The sequence below is a fragment of the Pseudomonas alkylphenolica genome (genome assembly GCF_004025535.1).
Taxonomy (GTDB): Bacteria; Pseudomonadota; Gammaproteobacteria; order Pseudomonadales; family Pseudomonadaceae; genus Aquipseudomonas; species Aquipseudomonas alkylphenolica_A.
Map to the genome: position 1 here is coordinate 245,812 of NZ_QJRG01000034.1, position 18,330 is coordinate 264,141.

22 protein-coding genes and 1 tRNA gene are annotated in these 18,330 nt (G+C 58.8%); 2 read left to right on the plus strand and 21 right to left on the minus strand.

All coding sequences use genetic code 11. The annotated features are described in order from the left end of the window. Positions 1 to 10 precede the first annotated feature (10 nt). The 19 genes from DM813_RS05195 to DM813_RS05285 all read right to left on the minus strand — a co-directional run bounded on the left by DM813_RS05195 (position 11) and on the right by DM813_RS05285 (position 14,437). Positions 11 to 697 (minus strand): peptidoglycan DD-metalloendopeptidase family protein, encoded by a 687-nt coding sequence (locus tag DM813_RS05195; RefSeq protein ID WP_128322357.1) that lies wholly within the window; start codon positions 695 to 697, stop codon positions 11 to 13. Between the two features lie 87 nt (positions 698 to 784). After that, positions 785 to 860, minus strand: a tRNA-Lys gene (locus tag DM813_RS05200). Between the two features lie 61 nt (positions 861 to 921). Further along, a complete protein-coding gene (queC, locus tag DM813_RS05205; protein WP_128322358.1) occupies positions 922 to 1,596 on the minus strand; it encodes a 7-cyano-7-deazaguanine synthase QueC in 675 nt (224 codons plus the stop codon). A gap of 14 nt (positions 1,597 to 1,610) precedes the next feature. Beyond that, a complete protein-coding gene (gene queE, locus DM813_RS05210; RefSeq protein ID WP_128322359.1) occupies positions 1,611 to 2,258 on the minus strand; it encodes a 7-carboxy-7-deazaguanine synthase QueE in 648 nt (215 codons plus the stop codon). 158 nt (positions 2,259 to 2,416) lie between these two features. Beyond that, positions 2,417 to 3,232, minus strand: coding sequence for a tol-pal system protein YbgF (gene ybgF, locus DM813_RS05215; protein ID WP_128322360.1), 816 nt, complete (start codon positions 3,230 to 3,232; stop codon positions 2,417 to 2,419). Between the two features lie 6 nt (positions 3,233 to 3,238). Further along, positions 3,239 to 3,736: a peptidoglycan-associated lipoprotein Pal gene (gene pal / locus DM813_RS05220; RefSeq protein ID WP_028943075.1), complete on the minus strand. Its 498-nt coding sequence runs from the start codon at positions 3,734 to 3,736 to the stop codon at positions 3,239 to 3,241. A 66-nt stretch (positions 3,737 to 3,802) separates the two neighbouring features. After that, positions 3,803 to 5,047: a Tol-Pal system beta propeller repeat protein TolB gene (tolB, locus tag DM813_RS05225; RefSeq protein ID WP_232239803.1), complete on the minus strand. Its 1,245-nt coding sequence runs from the start codon at positions 5,045 to 5,047 to the stop codon at positions 3,803 to 3,805. Positions 5,048 to 5,100: 53 nt separating this feature from the next. Next, positions 5,101 to 6,177 (minus strand): cell envelope integrity protein TolA, encoded by a 1,077-nt coding sequence (gene tolA / locus DM813_RS05230; protein ID WP_128322362.1) that lies wholly within the window; start codon positions 6,175 to 6,177, stop codon positions 5,101 to 5,103. Further along, positions 6,177 to 6,629 (minus strand): protein TolR, encoded by a 453-nt coding sequence (gene tolR / locus DM813_RS05235; protein ID WP_065761580.1) that lies wholly within the window; start codon positions 6,627 to 6,629, stop codon positions 6,177 to 6,179. Before tolR ends, tolA begins: the two co-directional genes overlap by 1 nt. Before the next feature lie 14 nt (positions 6,630 to 6,643). Further along, on the minus strand, positions 6,644 to 7,339 hold the full coding sequence (gene tolQ / locus DM813_RS05240; RefSeq protein WP_128322363.1) for a protein TolQ: 696 nt from the start codon (positions 7,337 to 7,339) through the stop codon (positions 6,644 to 6,646). 2 nt (positions 7,340 to 7,341) lie between these two features. Continuing rightward, complete coding sequence (gene ybgC, locus DM813_RS05245; RefSeq protein WP_128322364.1) at positions 7,342 to 7,797, minus strand: tol-pal system-associated acyl-CoA thioesterase; 456 nt, start codon at positions 7,795 to 7,797, stop codon at positions 7,342 to 7,344. Between the two features lie 126 nt (positions 7,798 to 7,923). Then, positions 7,924 to 8,979 carry a Holliday junction branch migration DNA helicase RuvB gene (ruvB, locus tag DM813_RS05250; RefSeq protein ID WP_128322365.1) on the minus strand — a complete coding sequence of 352 codons (1,056 nt, stop codon included), beginning with the start codon at positions 8,977 to 8,979 and terminating at the stop codon, positions 7,924 to 7,926. Next, positions 8,980 to 9,588, minus strand: coding sequence for a Holliday junction branch migration protein RuvA (ruvA, locus tag DM813_RS05255; RefSeq protein WP_038613864.1), 609 nt, complete (start codon positions 9,586 to 9,588; stop codon positions 8,980 to 8,982). A gap of 108 nt (positions 9,589 to 9,696) precedes the next feature. Next, positions 9,697 to 10,221, minus strand: a complete 525-nt coding sequence (ruvC, locus tag DM813_RS05260; protein ID WP_128322366.1) for a crossover junction endodeoxyribonuclease RuvC — start codon at positions 10,219 to 10,221, stop codon at positions 9,697 to 9,699. Between the two features lie 116 nt (positions 10,222 to 10,337). Beyond that, positions 10,338 to 11,084 carry a YebC/PmpR family DNA-binding transcriptional regulator gene (locus DM813_RS05265; protein WP_128322367.1) on the minus strand — a complete coding sequence of 249 codons (747 nt, stop codon included), beginning with the start codon at positions 11,082 to 11,084 and terminating at the stop codon, positions 10,338 to 10,340. Between the two features lie 120 nt (positions 11,085 to 11,204). After that, complete coding sequence (gene aspS, locus DM813_RS05270; protein WP_128322901.1) at positions 11,205 to 12,980, minus strand: aspartate--tRNA ligase; 1,776 nt, start codon at positions 12,978 to 12,980, stop codon at positions 11,205 to 11,207. A gap of 94 nt (positions 12,981 to 13,074) precedes the next feature. Next, positions 13,075 to 13,296, minus strand: coding sequence for an FmdB family zinc ribbon protein (locus DM813_RS05275; RefSeq protein WP_128322368.1), 222 nt, complete (start codon positions 13,294 to 13,296; stop codon positions 13,075 to 13,077). Between the two features lie 93 nt (positions 13,297 to 13,389). Then, a complete protein-coding gene (locus tag DM813_RS05280; RefSeq protein ID WP_241653137.1) occupies positions 13,390 to 13,719 on the minus strand; it encodes a ribbon-helix-helix domain-containing protein in 330 nt (109 codons plus the stop codon). 244 nt (positions 13,720 to 13,963) lie between these two features. Next, positions 13,964 to 14,437: a Dps family protein gene (locus tag DM813_RS05285; RefSeq protein WP_128322369.1), complete on the minus strand. Its 474-nt coding sequence runs from the start codon at positions 14,435 to 14,437 to the stop codon at positions 13,964 to 13,966. Positions 14,438 to 14,758: 321 nt separating this feature from the next. Here DM813_RS05285 and DM813_RS28775 point away from each other — a divergent pair, with 321 nt between their 5' ends. After that, the gene (locus tag DM813_RS28775) at positions 14,759 to 15,349 is read left to right on the plus strand and encodes a cold-shock protein (protein ID WP_128322370.1); all 591 of its coding nucleotides are present in this window, start codon (positions 14,759 to 14,761) and stop codon (positions 15,347 to 15,349) included. A gap of 68 nt (positions 15,350 to 15,417) precedes the next feature. Here the strand turns inward: DM813_RS28775 and DM813_RS05295 are convergent, their stop codons facing one another. Then, positions 15,418 to 15,624: a SlyX family protein gene (locus DM813_RS05295; protein ID WP_128322371.1), complete on the minus strand. Its 207-nt coding sequence runs from the start codon at positions 15,622 to 15,624 to the stop codon at positions 15,418 to 15,420. Between the two features lie 3 nt (positions 15,625 to 15,627). Continuing rightward, positions 15,628 to 16,053, minus strand: coding sequence for an HIT family protein (locus tag DM813_RS05300; protein ID WP_128322372.1), 426 nt, complete (start codon positions 16,051 to 16,053; stop codon positions 15,628 to 15,630). Between the two features lie 815 nt (positions 16,054 to 16,868). Here DM813_RS05300 and DM813_RS05305 point away from each other — a divergent pair. Then, on the plus strand, positions 16,869 to 18,176 hold the full coding sequence (locus tag DM813_RS05305; RefSeq protein WP_128322373.1) for an OprD family porin: 1,308 nt from the start codon (positions 16,869 to 16,871) through the stop codon (positions 18,174 to 18,176). Positions 18,177 to 18,330: the final 154 nt, after the last annotated feature.

An 18,330-nucleotide genomic window follows, 5' to 3' on the forward strand; every position in this document is an offset into this window, starting at 1 on the left:
CAGCAGCCGATCAGCTGGCTGCTGGCAACACGCTCAACGGATCGATCGGTTTGCCGTTCTGGCGAATCTCGAAGTACAACTGCACCCGATCGGTATCCAGGTCCCCTGCTTCGGCGATCTTCTGGCCCTTGCTGACTGTCTGCCCTTCCTTGACCAGCATTTTGCTGTTGTGGCCGTACACGCTGGCGTGAGACGTGCCGTGCTGGAGGATGATCAGGTTGCCGTAGCCACGGATGTTCACCGCAAATGCCACCTTGCCATCCAGGCTGGCAAACACCGGCTGCCCGGCAGTGGCGGCGATGCGAATGCCCTTGTTGAGCTTGTCGGCGGCAGAATAGCGGCCAATCACCGGCCCCTGCAGCGGCCAGGCCCAGCCGCGCAAGGTTACCTTGGTGGCCGCAGCGACCGGTTTGCCTTTGCTGGCGCTGGCCGTGCTGCGTGTGGCAGTGGTTTTCGAGCCGCCAAAGCGGATGGTCTGGCCGACATTGACCGCGTACGGCGGGTTGATGCCGTTGAAGCGCGCCAGTTCCTTGAAATTCCAGCCATGGCGCGTAGCGATCGAATACAGCGTATCGCCGCGTTTGACCTTGTAGGCACCGCCCACCACTTTGGCGGTGTCGCCACCTGAGCCGGTGGGTTGAGAACTGCATGCAGAAATCGCCAACAACATGGCGACCAGAATTAATCTGAACAACACGGCGCGTGCACCCACTGGTAAGGAAAAATGGCCGAAAACGAAAAAGCCCGCGACCTTCTCAGGACGCGGGCTCTCTCTTACAGCGTATGGTGGGTCGTGTAGGATTCGAACCTACGACCAATTGGTTAAAAGCCAACTGCTCTACCAACTGAGCTAACGACCCGTTGGATGGCGCGTATAATACTGATTTCTAACAGGAAATCAACACCCCATCGCAAAAAAGTTTAAAAATATCGTGTTGGGTCTTCTACACCGGCCGCTTTGAAGCCATCGGCACGCAGGCGGCAGCTGTCGCATTTGCCACAGGCACGGCCTTCATCGTCCGCCTGGTAGCAGGAAACCGTCAGGCTGTAGTCCACGCCACGGGCCATGCCGGCCTGAACGATCTGCGCCTTGCTCAGGTTCTGCAGCGGCGCCTGAATGCGAAAGCCCTGCCCCTCTACACCGGCCTTGGTCGCCAGGTTAGCCATGCGCTCGAACGCCTCGACAAACTCCGGACGGCAGTCTGGATAACCAGAATAGTCCACAGCGTTCACACCGATGAAAATATCCCGTGCCTCGAGCACTTCGGCCCAACCCAGGGCGAGGGACAGGAACACCGTGTTGCGTGCTGGCACGTAGGTTACCGGTATGCCTTCAGTCGGGGCCTCGGGTACATCGATGCTGCTGTCGGTCAGCGCCGAGCCGCCGATACCGTCCAGGTTCAAACCGATGACCTTGTGCTCGACCACGCCGAGGTCGCGGGCTACCCGCGCTGCAGCGTTGAGCTCGGCACGATGGCGCTGCCCGTAGTCAAAACTCATGGTGTAGCACTTATAGCCTTCGGCTTTGGCCATGGCCACCACAGTGGCCGAATCCAGGCCACCGGAAAGCAGGATTACCGCACGTTTCTCAGTCATTGCATTCACTCCTGTCAGCGCCCTGGCTCGTCATTCCACAGCAGCTTGTGCAGCTGCATCTGAAAACGAACCGGCAAATTGTCTGCCACGATCCAGTCCGCCAGGTCCGTGGCGCTCACCTGATGGTGGCTTGGCGAGAACAGCACCTCGCCCGCGCGCTTCTCCAGACCGTACTGAATCAGTTTTGACACCGCCCAGTCGTAGTCCTCGCGAGAGCAGATGACGAACTTGACCTGGTCATTGGCGGTCAGCAGCTCGATGTTCTCGTAACGATTGCGGTGCACTTCCTCGGAACCCGGGGTTTTCAGGTCGACAACCCGGCTGACGCGCGCGTCTACCTTGGAAATATCCAGCGCACCACTGGTTTCCAGCGAAACGTCATAGCCGGCATCACAGAGCTGTTTGAGCAAAGGAATGGCATTGGGCTGGGCCAACGGTTCACCACCGGTGACGCAGACATAGCGCGGCTTGAAGCCGGCAACCTGCTCAAGGATCGAATCGAGGGTACGAATGCTGCCGCCGCTGAAGGCGTATTCGCTGTCGCAGTATTGGCAGCGCAGCGGGCAGCCGGTGAGACGGACAAATACCGTAGGCAGGCCAGCGGTACGCGTTTCACCCTGCAAAGAGTAAAAAACTTCGGTAATACGTAATGTGTCTTGCATAGTCGCCACGGGCGTAACAGCTAAACAGGCTGTCCGCCTCCGTCAGGCACTGCTGAGAACCCGGCATCGCGCAGTTCGCAGCAGCGTATTCAAATAAAAGGGCAGAGATTCTAACGAAAAAACCCGCGGCGAGCGCGGGTTTCTTTGAAACGCTTGAATCAGAGCTTCTGCAGGTCGCGCTGGGCCAACTGAGCGGCCGAGGTACCCGGGTACTGGGTCACGACTTGTTGCAGGATGCCTTTGACCCGGTCGGTGTGCCCCAAGCGGCGCTCAACATCAGCCAGCTTGTACAGGGAATCCGGCACTTTGTTGTGCTTGGGGTACAGCTGGCTGACCTTGGCGAAGGCTTGCCCTGCAGCTTGCAGGTCGCCCTTGGCCAGGTTCACCTCACCCAACCAGTACTGGGCATTACCCGCGTACTGACTGTTGGGGTATTTGCGCAGAAAGGCGTTGAACGCCTGGCTGGCCTTGTCGAAATCCTTGGCTTTGATCAGGTCAAAGGCTGCGTCGTAATAGAGCTTCTCTTTGGCCGGATCGCCAGGTTCGCTACTGGCTGCAGGAGCTTGCGCGCTGGCAGCGCCTGCAGCAGCACCGGCGGCAGCGCCACCGGCAGCGGAATTATCAGGAGTGGCGGCAGGTGCAACACCGCTTCCAATACGCCGATCCAGGTCCTGGTAACGCTCCAGGCTCTCCTGTTTCATGCGTGCTACATCGTTTTGCAACTCTTCGATGATGCCTTGTTGACGCGACAACTGATCTTGCATCTGCTGCAGCTGCATGAACAGCTGACCCTGCGCCGAGGCAGGGGCCGTAACCCCTCCCCCGGCGTAGGCGCCGTTCGTACCATAACCCGATGGCGGATAGCTGCTTGCGCCGCTATAGCCAGCGTTGTCATCAACAACAGGAACCTCAGCCCATGCCACGAGTGGCAGGCTGAGCGCCAGGACGGTTACAGCACGACGGCACATTCGCATATCGAATTACTTACGCAGTTCGACGCGACGGTTCTGAGCCCAGGACTGCTCGTCGTTGCCGGTGGCAACTGGACGCTCTTCGCCGTAGGAAACCAGTTCCAGCTGGGCAGGAGAAACGCCTTGCAGTACCAGGTAGCGCTGAACGGCTTTCGCACGACGCTCGCCCAGAGCCATGTTGTATTCGCGAGTACCGCGCTCGTCGGTGTTGCCTTCCAGCACGACGCGAGCGCCGTTGCCTTTCAGATCCTTGGCGTGAACGTCCAGAGCGCGCATGGCTTCTGGCTTCAGGTCCGAGCTGTCGTATTCGAAGTAGAAGGTGGTGATTGCGCGCAGAGCAGCTTCTTCGCTCAGGCTGCCGTCAACAGCGCCAGTGTTGGCACCGTAACCAGCGTTAGGGTCGACAGCGCCTTGACCTGCGTCGTCACCGCCTTTCGAAGAGCAACCTACGGCTACGGCCATGGCCAGAGCCAGCGCAGCAAACTTACCAAACTTCAGCATTTCCATCGTGAAACTCCTAATGAACCCCAATGTGTTAAGTACAACGTAAAGCGTAAAGCGTGAAGCGCCGCATCAGTTCAGGTAAGGGGACCAGGACGGTTCTCTGACTTCGCCTTGAGCGGTAGGAAGCGGGAGCCTCACGCGTCCGTTGAGAGAGACGAGCATCAAGACTCCCCGGCCCTGCTGGCGGGTGGCGTAGATTAGCATGGTGCCGTTGGGCGCAACAGTAGGAGACTCATCAAGACTTGTCTCCGAGAGAATCTTTACACTACCGCGTTGCAAATCTTGCGCCGCCACCTTGAAGTTGGTGAAACCTTGTTGACGATGAATCATCACCAGGGTCTTTTCATCCGCCGAAAGTTTAGGGTTGGCGTTGTAGTTACCTACAAAAGTTACACGTTCGGCACCACCACCGGAAACACTGGTTTTATAGATCTGTGGTTTACCACCGCGGTCGGAAGTGAAGTAGATGGTCGAACCATCTTTACCCCAGAACGGCTCGGTATTGATACCCGGGCCTGCAGTAACGCGCGACAGCTGACGCGACCCCATGTTCATCACATAGATGTCCGGGTTGCCGTCCTTGGACAGGACGAACGCCAGGCGCGAACCATCCGGCGACCAGGCCGGCGCACCGTTGAGGCCTTCGAAGTTGGTGATCTGCTCGCGACGACCGGTGTCGATGTGCTGTACGAAAATGCGCGGACGCTTCTGCTCGAACGACACATAGGCAATGCGCTTGCCATCGGGCGCAAAACGTGGCGACAGGATCGGCTCACGCGATTGCAGCAGGGTCACCGCACGCGCGCCGTCGTAGTCCGAACGCTGCAGGGTGTAGCGGGTGTTGTTGGTGGAGAAACGCTCCGCCGTCACGTACAACATGCGGGTAGAGAACGCACCTTTGATACCGGTGAGTTTCTCGAACGACTGGTCGGCGATGTAGTGCGACATGTCGCGCAACTGGTCAACACTGCCCGACACGCTGCCGGTCAGCACTTGCTGCTCGGTGGCGACGTTGAACAGCGCGTACTGCACCTGCAGGCGACCGCCTGCCGGCACGATGCTGCCGACCATGACGTACTGGGCACCCAGCGCTTTCCAGTCACGGAAAATGACTTCGCTGGCCTGGCTCGGCTGGCTGATCATGTTCTGGCGCGGAATCGGCGAGTAATAGCCGGAGTTGCGCAGGTCATTGCCGATGATATCAGCCATGTCTTCCGGCAGCACGCTGCCGCCCTGCAGACCGAACGGCACGACCGCGATCGGCGTGGCGCGGTCACTGCCGCTGGTGACCAGAATGTTCTTTTCTTCTGCCATGGCGATCCCTGCTACGCAGCAGAGAGCGACCAGCAGTCCTCGAAGAAGTTTAATCACAAGGCTAGATCCTCAGGTGTGAATGTCATCTTGAATGAACGATAGGGATTGAATTCGCTCGGTTTCAAGCCCTGCATTTCGGTTAGGCGACCAATGTTCTTCACTGCGGCCACAGCCGAGCTGTCGAATGGACCGTCACCACTGGAGCGGGCTACGCTCACCGAAGTAATGGTGCCATCTGGCAGCATGCCGATCTGCAGAACCACCGTCATGTTCTTGCGCGCAGAAGGTGGACGTGCCCAGCCTTCAGCTGCACGTGCACGGATCAGGTCGTCGAAATCGCCGGCCACCTGGTCGCCTTGCTCGTCAGCCAATGCCTGTTGCCGTTCGGTGGTGTCAGACAGCAGCTCGGCCAGGGCCTGGGCTTTCTTGTCTTCCGCCGCCTTGCGGGCTGCATCCTGTGCCTTCTTCTTGGCCGCATCGGCTGCGGCTTTCTTCTTCGCGTCTTCAGCAGCCTTTTTCTTCGCCTCTTCGGCCACTGCTTTCTTCTTGGCATCTTCGGCCGCCTTCTTCTTGGCGTCCTCGGCTGCTTTTTTCTTGGCTTCTTCTGCCGCCGTTTTCTTGGCTTCTTCCTCAGCCTTTTTCTTGGCTTCCTCTTCGGCTTTCTTCTTGGCGATGTCTGCCTGCTGCTTCTCGGCGGCCTTTTTCGCCTCTTCGGCCTTTTTGGCTTCGGCGGTTTTCTTCGCTTCGTCAGCCTTCTTGGCGTCCTCGGCTTTCTTCGCTTCGGCCTCGGCGCGCGCCTCTTCGGCCTTTTGAGCAGCTTCTTCTTTCTTTTGTTCCGCAGCTTTTACTGCCTGCTGCTCGACCTTCTTCTGCTCCATCTGTTCTTCTTCGGTCTGGCGCGATGCAGTTTTCTTCGCTTCACCCGCAATCTTCTGATTGGTCTGGGTGGTCGCCTGACTTTTCGATTTCAGCTGGTACAGGGTTGCCTGGACAATAGGCTTGGCCGGCGGCAATTCAGGGGTCATGGCAAAACTGACGAACAGCATGCCGAACACCAGAACGTGCAGCGCAATGGCCCAGACACTGGGCCAGAAATAGCTTTCCGAGGCGGATGGCTCTCGCTGTTGCATCAGGGCGCCTCGGTAATCAGGCCAACGTTACCGACACCCGCCTTCTGCAACCCGCCCATGGCACCCATGACCGCGCCGTAATCGACAGACTTGTCGCCACGGATGAAGACCTGGGTCTGTTTACCCTGGTCACGTCCGGCGGCAATGATCTTGGTCACGGCGTCGGTCATTTGCGGCAAGGTCATGGCCTTGTCCATCTGCTTGTCGGTGTCGACTTCGCTGCCAAGGTTCCAGTAATAGGTCTTGTCAGCCTTGATCGAAATGGTCAGGACCTGGACATTGTTGTCCTGCGGCAAGGCTTCACTGGAAACCTTGGGCAGATCAACCTTGACGCCCTGGTTGAGCATGGGTGCAGTCACCATGAAGATGACCAGCAGTACCAACATCACGTCGATGTAAGGCACCACGTTCATCTCGGCGACCGGCTTGCGTTTGTGGCGAACTCGGGCCATGGGCTTTTACCTGATCACTCTTCGCTGGTGTGCACTTTACGGTGCAGGATGGCCTGGAACTCGTCGGCGAACGTGTAGTAACGGCCGATCAAGACTTCACTGCGGGCAGCGAAACGGTTGTAGGCAATAACCGCTGGAATCGCGGCGAACAGGCCGATGGCGGTGGCAATCAGCGCCTCGGCGATACCCGGGGCGACGGTGGCCAGGGTGGCCTGCTGGGCGCTGGCCAGACCGCGGAAGGAGTTCATGATGCCCCATACGGTACCGAACAGACCGATGTACGGGCTGGTGGAACCCACGGTCGCCAGGAACGGCAGGCTCTGCTCGAGCTTCTCTTCCTCACGGGAGATCGCAACGCGCATCGCACGCCCGACACCTTCCATGACCGCATCAGGATCAACACCTGGCTGCTGGCGCAGACGCGAGAACTCTTTGAAGCCGGCACGGAACACTTGCTCGACACCCGAGTCCGGGTCCGGATTGCTACCGGCCTGACGGTACAGCTTGGACAGGTCGATACCCGACCAGAAGCGCTCTTCGAAGCTGTCCAGGGCTCGACGACCGGCGCGCAGCATGGTGCTGCGCTGGAAAATCATGATCCATGACGTTACCGATGCGGCAACCAGAACCAGCATGACCAGCTGTACCACGATGCTGGCATTGCTGACCAGGCTCCACATGGAGGTATGGTCGACGACGTTAGCTTCCACGCTTAATCTCCTGCATTTGAATGAGTACCCGGATCGCCAGCCTCGGCAAATGCCGTACGCAGCGCTGGGGGGATGGCCCGGGGTTTGAAAGTATCGGCGCGCACACAGGCCACCAGGAACTGCCCCTCACAGAGCAGCGTTGCATCGCTTTCGCGCCAGACCTGCTGTACGAAGCGCAGGCTGGCGCGGTTCAATTCAAGCACGTGTGCGGTAACCCGCAGTTCATCGTCCAGCCGCGCAGGCGCGTGATAGCGCGCTTCGCTGGAGTGGACCACGAACAGCAGGTTGTCCTGCGCCAATGCCGACTGGGCAAAGCCCAGTGCACGTAACCGCTCGGTGCGGGCACGCTCCATGAATTTCAGGTAGTTGACGTAATACACCACGCCGCCCGCATCGGTGTCTTCGTAATAGACCCGACAACGGTGTGCGAACGGCTCAAGCCCATTTTGCGCGCGCATACTCTAGTGCTTACTCCTCAGCTTGCCAATCCGCCCCGGCAACTGTTTTTTCATCGATTATGTCGTATTGCCAGCGTGGTCCTTCCGTGACAGCCGATAGGACCACAAAAATGCCGGATAAATCTGTCATTCATCGGTCGGCGCAGAAAAACCCTCGCCGTTGACCGACTCACCGAGGCGATTGGGAATATTCAGACCAAAATGCAGATAGGCGTGCCGCGTTACCACCCTGCCCCGCGGCGTACGCATGATGTAACCCTGCTGGATCAGGTACGGTTCGAGCACATCCTCGATGGTATGACGCTCTTCGCTGATCGCTGCAGCCAGGCTGTCGACGCCCACCGGCCCGCCATCGAACTTCTCGATCATGGTCAGCAGCAAGCGACGGTCCTGGTGATCGAAGCCGCGCTCGTCGACATCCAGCAGGTTCAACGCCAGGTCGGCAATCGACTTGGTGATATGGCCTTTGCCACGCACTTCGGCAAAATCCCGTACCCGCCGCAGCAGACGGTTGGCGATCCGTGGCGTACCGCGTGCGCGCCGGGCAATCTCGAAAGCCCCCTCGTCTTCGATCGGCAAACCGAGGATGCCACCGGAACGGCTGACAATGGTGGCCAGGTCTTCCGTGTTGTAGAACTCCAGGCGCTGGACGATGCCGAAGCGGTCGCGTAACGGATTGGTCAGCATGCCCGCGCGGGTGGTAGCGCCCACCAGGGTGAACGGCGGCAGGTCGAGCTTGATCGAGCGCGCTGCCGGCCCCTCACCGATCATGATGTCGAGCTGAAAATCTTCCATGGCCGGGTACAGCACTTCTTCGACAACCGGCGACAACCGGTGAATTTCGTCGATGAACAGCACATCGTGCGGCTCAAGATTGGTCAGCAACGCCGCCAGGTCGCCCGGGCGCTCAAGAATCGGCCCCGAGGTACTCTTGATCGACACGCCCATTTCCTGGGCGATGATGTTGGCCAGGGTGGTTTTTCCCAGCCCTGGCGGGCCGAAGATCAAGGTGTGATCCAGCGATTCGCTGCGTCCGCGGGCAGCCTGGATAAACAGGGCCATCTGCTCGCGCACTACCGGCTGACCGATGTACTCGGCCAGGCGCAGCGGGCGAATAGCCCGGTCCTGGACCTCTTCACGGTCACGCCCGGTAGCGGTTATCAATCGATCGGCTTCAATCACTTAGATCATTCCCTTCAGGCTGCGACGGATCAGCTCTTCGCTGCTCAGGCCCTTGGCATCGACTGCGGCCACTGCCTTGCTGGCTTCCTGGGGCTTGTAGCCCAGGGAGATCAAGGCGCTGACGGCATCGGCCTCGGCACTGGAGACGGTCGCCAGCGGCAGAGGGCCGTTGGGCACCAGGGCGAACATGGCCGGCGAGGTTTCCCAAGCCTTGAAACGGTCCTTGAGCTCAACCAGCAAGCGCTCTGCGGTCTTCTTGCCGACGCCGGGGACCTTGACCAGTGCCGAGGCATCCTGGGCCTGGACGCAGCGTACCAGTTCGTCGACATCCAGGCCCGACATCAACGCCAGGGCCAGCTTGGGGCCGACGCCGTTGAGACGAATCAGCTCGCGGAACAGTTCCCGCTCACGCTTCTCATGGAAGCCATAAAGCAGATGAGCGTCTTCGCGCACCACCAGATGGGTGTGCAAGGTCACCGCCTCGCCGACCTTGGGAAGGCGGTACAGGGTGGTCATGGGCACTTCGAGCTCGTAGCCCAGGCCATTGACATCAACAATCAGGTGCGGCGGCTGCTTTTCAGCCAGGGTGCCGCGCAAACGTCCAATCACGTCGCAATCCTTCCTCATGGGCGCCAGCAAACAACCGGTCAACCCTAACAGCAAATGCAATGCGCCAAGGCATTGCGCGGTCAAAATTTGTTTCAGCGCATGATGCTATCAGAGCCGCAGGCGTCCACTGCGACTGCGTGCAGTGCCCAGGCCATGCGGCAGCAAACTGGAACGCGTGTGCGCATGGCAAAGCGCGATAGCCAGTGCGTCCGAGGCATCAATCTGGGGCTTTTGCGTCAATTTGAGCAGGTGCATGACCATCACCTGCACTTGCTCCTTGTTGGCTCCACCGGTACCGGCAACCGCCTGCTTGACCTGAGTTGCACTGTATTCGGCGATTTCCAGCCCTTCTTCAATCGCCGCGACGATCGCCGCCCCACGGGCCTGCCCCAGCTTCAGCGCCGAATCGGCATTACGGGCCATGAACACCCGCTCGATGCCCATGGTCACCGGCCCGTATTGGCTAATGATCTCGCGGACACCGCGAAATACGATCTGCAAACGCTCAGGCAACTCGCCGCTGCCAGTACGAATACAGCCGGAAGCCACGTATTCGCAGCCCCGTGCCCCTTGGCGCACCACTCCGTAGCCGGTGATGCGCGAGCCAGGGTCGATGCCAAGAATCAGAGTCATAACGCCTGCGTATTCATTGACGCGCGTCGCGTCGTTGTAAAGACAGAAGCCGGACCCGCCGTCAGTCGCAACACGACTGCAGGCGGATCCGGCTTCCAACCAGCCAGGGCAGTACTTTAGCCGAGACTTTCCATGATTTCGTCGGAAATCTCGGCATTGGAGTAGACGTTCTGTACATCGTCCAGGTCTTCAAGCATGTCGATCAGCTTGAGCACCTTCTGTGCGCCGTCCAGATCCAGCTCGGCACTGGTGGTCGGCTGCATGACGATTTCCGCATCGGCCGCCTTGAAGCCCGCTTCTTCCAGCGCATTGCGCACGGCATAGAAGCTGGCAAACGAAGTGAACACGTCGAAGGAGCCGTCTTCATTGCTGACCACGTCGTCAGCATCGGCCTCCATCGCCGCTTCCATCAGCGCATCTTCATCGACACCCGGCGCAAAACTGATCTGCCCCTTGCGCTCGAACAGATAAGCCACGGACCCGTCGGTGCCAAGATTGCCACCGCATTTGCTGAAGGCATGACGCACGGCGGCAGCGGTACGGTTGCGGTTGTCGGTCATGGCCTCGACCATGATCGCCACACCACCCGGACCGTAACCTTCGTAGCTGAGCTCTTCAACGTTGTCGGCTTCGGTCGCACCAGCACCGCGGGCAATGGCGCGATCGATGATGTCGCGGCTCATGTTGGCCCCCAGGGCTTTGTCCAGAGCCAGACGCAGACGCGGGTTGGAGCCCGGATCGCCACCGCCCTGCTTGGCGGCGACGGTCAGTTCACGAATCCACTTGGTGAAGATCTTGCCCCGCTTGGCGTCCTGGCGCTCTTTGCGGTGCTTGATGTTTGCCCATTTGGAATGACCAGCCATAACGACTCCGAATCCTTTGAAACAATGCCATGCCCCTGCCCGGCACAAACCCGGCAGGAACCATAAAATCAGTACTGCTTAACGCAAAGGCGCATCCATTTGGATGCGCCCGGGGTCCGCTTACTCAGCCTTGGGCTGTTCGCGCAGACGGATATGCAGCTCACGCAGGGCCTTGGCGTCGACCAGGCCAGGCGCCTGGGTCATGACGCATGCAGCGCTCTGGGTTTTCGGGAAGGCGATGACTTCACGAATCGACTGGGCGCCGGTCATCAGCATGACCAGGCGATCCAGGCCGAAGGCCAGGCCACCGTGCGGCGGTGCGCCGAACTTCAGGGCGTCGAGCAGGAAGCCGAACTTCTCTTCCTGTTCGGCCGCCTCGATACCCAGCAGACGGAAGACCGCCTGTTGCATTTCCTTGCGGTGGATACGGATCGAACCGCCACCCAGCTCGGTACCGTTGAGGACCATGTCGTAGGCACGCGACAGCGCCGTCGCCGGGTTCGCTTCCAGCTCTTCAGGCGAGCACTTCGGTGCGGTGAACGGGTGGTGCAGCGCGGTGAAGCTGCCGTCGTCGTTCTCTTCGAACATCGGGAAGTCGACAACCCACATCGGCGCCCACTCGCAGGTGAGCAGGTTGAAGTCGGTGCCGACCTTCAGGCGCAGCGCACCCAGCGCTTCGCTGACGATCTTGGCCTTGTCGGCGCCGAAGAACACGATATCGCCATCGACTGCACCGACGCGATCGAGGATCACGTTCAGGTTGGCCTCAGGGATGTTCTTGACGATTGGCGACTGCAGGCCCTCGACGCCCTTGGCGCGTTCATTGACCTTGATGTACGCCAGGCCCTTGGCACCGTAGATGCCGACAAACTTGGTGTATTCGTCGATGCGGCTACGCGGCATGCTCGCAGCACCCGGTACACGCAGTGCGGCAACGCGGCATTTCGGATCGTTGGCCGGGCCACTGAAGACCTTGAATTCGACGTCCTTGAGCTGGTCGGCGACGTCAACCAGTTCCAGCGGGTTACGCAGGTCCGGCTTGTCGGAACCGTAGCGGCGCATGGCCTCTTCGAAGGTCATGTGCGGGAATTCACCGAATTCCAGGTCCAGCACTTCCTTGAACAGCTTGCGGATCATCTTCTCGGTAATGCCCATGATCTCGGACTCATCGAGGAAGCTGGTCTCGATGTCGATCTGGGTGAATTCCGGCTGACGGTCGGCACGCAGGTCTTCGTCACGGAAGCACTTGGCGATCTGATAGTAGCGGTCGAAACCGGCGACCATCAGCAGCTGCTTGAACAGCTGTGGTGATTGCGGCAAGGCGAAGAAGCTGCCGGCGTGAGTACGGCTTGGCACCAGATAGTCACGCGCACCTTCCGGGGTGGCGCGGGTGAGAATCGGCGTTTCGACGTCGAGGAAGCCGTTCTCGTCGAGGTAACGACGGATGCTGGAAGTGATCCGCGAACGCAGACGCAGCTTCTCGGCCATTTCCGGGCGACGCAGGTCGATGAAGCGATAGCGCAGGCGGGTTTCTTCACCAACATCGGAGAATTCGTTCAGCGGGAACGGCGGGGTTTCGGCTTCGTTGAGAACGGTCAGCTCGTAACCCAGTACCTCGATGGCACCGGAGGCCATGTTGGCGTTCACAGCGCCAGCCGGACGCGGGCGCACCTTACCGGTGATCTGCACGACGTACTCGCTGCGCACGCGGTCGGCGGCGGCAAAGCTTTCTGCGCGATCCGGGTCGAAGACGACCTGAGCCATGCCTTCGCGGTCACGGATATCGAGGAAAATCACCCCGCCGTGGTCGCGGCGACGATGGACCCATCCGCAAAGGGTAATTTCCTGACCTTCCAGGCTCTCGTTCAGTTGGCCGCAATAATGGCTGCGCATCATGATGGTGGTTTCGCTTCTCGTCATTCGTGTGTTCAGTGGAGGCCTTGGCGCCACAAAGGGCTAATAGTGCAAGACCCTGCCGGTGCAATTCAACTCAGTCGGCTTTGTCGCCGCCTGCAAGGTTCTTTTTCGCACCGGTCTTGAAGTCGGTTTCGTACCAGCCGGTACCACCCAGGCGGAAGCCCGGGGCGGAAATCAGCTTCTTCAGCTCGGGCTTCTGACACGCCGGGCAATCGGTCAGCGCTGCGGCGCTGATCTTCTGGAGGACTTCCATCTGGTGATTACAGGAAGCACATTGATAGTCGTACAGGGGCATAAGCGCGTCTCGTTAACCACAGCACAGGCTGATTCAGGCAGTAAAGAGCGGGATTATATATGGTTAAGGAGTGCTGTGCAGCCCGGCAACCGACTAGCGTGTCACCTGCCCGCCGAGCAAATACACCACGCAGACCACCCGGATCAGGCCGCTGAAATTTTTAACCCCGCCATGACGCAGGTGCACCTCACGATCAACATAGGACAGCACCGCGTTGACCGAGCACTGATTGGCCTCGGCGATCCGCTCAAGAATGCGCCAGTAGACAGCCTCCAGGCGCAAACAGGTAGCGAACCCATTCAAGCGCACCGAGCGCGACAACGGCTGGGCCAGGCCCATATTAAAGCCTGCGTCGAACGGATCGACGCCTTCCTTGCCCGCCCTACCCGCCACCCGGCTACCGCGATTCATCCATGAAGACATACAAACACCACTCGCGCTGACTAACAGGGAAATAACCCCGAGCGATTGCCTTCACTCAGGAGGTTCCCTAATAAAGCGCTGCCGTATTTATGGCTTCCAGCAGACCGGCTTACTCTGCCTGTAGGATTGTTCGGCAAGTGACCAGACTTATTACAACAGTAGAACGCATTCCCTGATAGCAATAACTGCCCGAATTTACGGGTAACCCGGGCAATTATTCCGGTCCTGCCCGCAAGCGCTCGGGCTATTTGCCCTCCAGCAGAGAACGCAGCATCCAGGCAGTTTTCTCATGCACCTGCATGCGCTGGGTCAGCAGGTCGGCCGTCGGCTCGTCACTGACCTTGTCGAGCAATGGGAAGATACTGCGGGCGGTACGGGTAACCGCCTCCTGCCCCTCGACCAGTTGCTTGATCATCTCGTTGGCAGCCGGCACCCCCTCTTCCTCCTTAATAGAAGAAAGCCGGGCGTAAATTGAATAGGCACCTGGCGCCGGGAAGCCCAGTGCGCGAATGCGCTCGGCAATGGAGTCCACAGCCAGAGCCAGCTCGTTGTATTGCTCTTCGAACATCAAGTGCAACGTGCGAAAGGCAGGGCCTGTCACGTTCCAGTGAAAGTTATGGGTCTTCAGATAAAGTACGTAAGTATCCGACAACAGTCGCGACAGCCCATCGACAATGGACTTGCGATCTTCTTCGCTGATACCGATATCAATAGCCATGCCATTCCCCTTTCCATGATGCTTGATCATCAAGCAGGTCCGTTTCACTGTATCAATACTTTCCTGCTACCGCAGCCTCATGGCCGCGACACAATGCTGCAGGTACCGAATGCCCAAACCTGCGGCAATCGACACACGGCTTGCCGTTGATTTGAGATGCCTTGGGCTTTGCTGTTAAATAGGCAGCGTGCCGCCTCTGACGATAGTCAAACCAGGGGCGCATAGGCTGGCCTTTTCTCACGTTTTTGCGCTTTTAAAGCCGATGCGCGCCGTGATGCCAGCTCTTCCTGTGATATGCCTTATTAATGTGAGCCAACCGACATGTTCAAGATCGTCCACTTGCTGACGGGCGTTGCAGCCTTGCTGCTGTCCTTCATACCCAGTCTGCGCACTGACGCAACGCCCCTGCTGCTGCAACCGGAAGCCGTTTACCTGGCACTTTTCGGGTTGCTCAACCTGCTACTTGCCCCGGTAGTCCCGCTGCACTACAGAGGCGCACGCCTGCACCTGCAGCGCGCAGCCAGTGTTCTGCTGGTAGCGGCGGTGGTGCTGCAGACCCTGACCCTGCTGGCGCGCCCGGAACTGGGCAACCTGCCCGCCCTGGGCTGCATTCTGCTGGCCGTTGCCCTGCACCTGATCGCCGGCTTCCTCAAAACCGGTAGCGCGCGCAACCAGCAGCACACCCAGTACGACATGACCAACCGCGATACCGGCACGGTCAAGTGGTTCAACACCTCCAAGGGTTTCGGTTTCATCTCCCGCGACTCAGGTGATGACATCTTCGTTCACTTCCGCGCCATCCGCGGTGAAGGTCATCGCGTTCTGGTCGAAGGCCAGCGCGTCGAGTTCTCGGTGATGAACCGCGACAAAGGCCTGCAGGCCGAAGACGTGATTGCCGCACCCCGCCGCTGATCCTGCGGTAATTAAAAACCGCGGCGCCTCGGCGACCGCGGTTTTTAATTACCTGCACAGCACGCCGATCAATAATGAGGCGGCGGTGCTTCTTCTTCGCTGCTCTGGTACTGGCCGACCATTTCCTCGTAACGCTTGAGCAAAGCTGCCATCTGCAACTGTAAACGTTCAACCACGCGCTGCTGATCGACCAACACATCGTTGAGGGCCTGCAACGTATCGTCCTGGAATGCCAGGCGACTCTCCAACTCTGTTACCCGCGCTTCAAGTGTCATTGCTCACACCTCGGCGAATGTGAAGTCATCATTGAGTAATGCCTTCAGGCGCTGACGCAACTGCGCAACCTGATCGGCAGAATAAACAGTGGCTGGTGTATGCCCCCACACCGGAGACGGCCAGGCCGGATCGTTACGCCGACGAACAATGACATGCATATGCAATTGCGCGACAACATTGCCCAGGGTTGCGACATTCATCTTGTCAGCGTCAAAACCATCTTTCAGCACTTCAGCCAGAAATGTGGTTTCTTTCCAGAGTTGCGCCTGATCGGCATCATCCAACTGAAACAACTCGCTGATATCAGCACGACGCGGCACCAGAATGAACCAGGGATAGTTCGCATCCTTGCTCAGTAGCAATCGGCAAAGAGGAAAATCCCCAAGCACATAGGTGTCGTCTTGAAGACGCAGATCCAAAGCAAACACAGGGAGCTCTCCTGAAGCTATTTAGTACATTGCCCGCGACCAGCTTAACCCGCATGGCCGGGCACAGGTGATCAGGATACCGCCGTTCGCCCGCAGACACATTGCCAAGCCTGCACAAACAGGAAAAAACGCACCGCTTTGGCGACCTTATTACGCCAACGTTTCCTTTAAATGAGCAGGTAACGGTTTGCCAGCAAATGAAACGCTACTTTTCGCACCAAAATGAGGCTGACCGACCACGGACAGCCCCGTAAACATCCGGAAACTACCCAGCAGAGCGGTTGCACGGTAACGATTTGACCGCAAAGACAGCTTCTGCCCTTATTCCTAATCACGCCGCCTGCGCAAACCAACCGATCTTAGCCCCCCGGATTTACGGCGTTTTGTGCCTTTCATCGGTCCCGACGTGAAAATTTCGTGAACTGGTCTAGCGTTTGTGCACGCTTGTTGCATCCTCCTCTGCCACAGTCGGCACGACACCTGCATTGCGGTGAAGTGCGACAAATAACACAGCTGCATGGGTGAACCAGGGAGTTCGGCGTGTCGGGGGTTAGATTTTTTTCACCTACCCTTAAGCCGCCCAGAACAGCGCTGGCGTTGTACGACCCGCATAAAACCGGGACGTGATTTGCGACAGGGATTTAACCGTTAGCGACATGGCCGTAAAGTTACCGAAAGGATCTACTTCCCCATATCGCCAACAACAGTCTGCGTGATATACATTTCCGCCGACACAAAAAGAAAGAGCCGCGTCGTATAAAAAAACCAATCGACGACGGCAGTACTCTTCCTAAAAACCAAAGGAGCAAATCACGATGCGCGTGATGAAGTGGAGCGTTCTCGCCCTGGCTGTTGCCGCCGGCACCTCGCAAATGGCAATGGCCTCGTCTCAAGATGAGTCCAAAGGGTTTCTCGAAGACAGCAAGCTCGATGTTAAAACCCGCATGCTGTATTTCAGCCGCGACTTCCGTAACGTAGACCACGATGATCAAAGCCGCGTTGAAGAAACCGGCCTGGGCTTTCTCGGCACTTACGAGTCCGGCTTCACCCAAGGCACTGTAGGCTTCGGTGTAGACGCCATCGGCATGCTCGGCCTGAAACTGGACAGCGGCAAAGGTCGCGCTGGTACTGGCCAGTTCCCTACCGGCTCCGACGGTCGCTCCGAAGACTCCTTCTCCGAAGGCGGTGGCGCAGTCAAGATGCGCATCTCCGACACCGTACTCAAATACGGTACCCAGTTCACCGCCATGCCGGTACTGGCCACCGACGACAGCCGCCTGTTGCCTGAAACCGTTGAAGGCTTCTTGCTGACCAGCAAGGAAATCAAAGGTCTTGAGCTGAACGCCGGTCACTTCACCGCACTGAACGCCCAGGCTCAGTCCTACCACGACAGCATCGGCGGCCTGGACGACGACCGCAACAAAAACCCTGGCCTGACCCAGGCTGACGTCATCGGTGGCACCTACGGCTTCACCGACAACCTGACCACCAGCGTCTACTACTCCCACGTCGAAGATCACTTCCGCAAGTGGTACGGCAACATCAACTGGGCACTGCCGATCAACGACAACCAGGGCCTGGTGTTCGACTTCAACATCTATGACACCAAGTCCCAGGGCGAGAACCGCACCGGCGCCTACCGCACCTTCGGTGGCGAACTGGACAACACCGCGTTCAGCCTGTCCGGCGCTTACAACATTGGCGCTCACACCTTCACCCTGGCCTATCAGGCACTGAGCGGCGACGGCGACTATGCCTACGGCATCGACGGTGGCGGCTCCGTCTTCCTGGCCAACTCCATCGCCCGTTCCGACTTCAACGCCGAAGACGAGAAGTCCTACCAGGCGCGTTACGACCTGAACTTCGCCGAGTTCGGCGTGCCAGGCCTGACCTTCATGACCCGCTACGTCAAAGGTACCGACGCCAAGACCCGTACCACCGACGACGGCAAGGAATGGGAACGCGACATCGACGTGAAGTACGTGCTGCAAGAAGGCCCTGCCAAGGACCTGAGCCTGCGCGTTCGTCAAGCGACCTACCGTTCCGGCGACGGCGTTTACTACGGATCGCCATCGATCGACGAACTGCGCCTGATCGTGGAATACCCGCTGAGCATCCTGTAAGCCCCGGGCTTTCAGTATTCCCAGTACAAAAAGCCCGGCACTGCCGGGCTTTTTCTTGTCTCGATTCGGGCTGACAACGGCTTCACGCTCCGGCATCCTGTACGCCATCGAATCGCCCCCGTACAATGCGGGGTCATTTAAAGTCTTAAGCAAC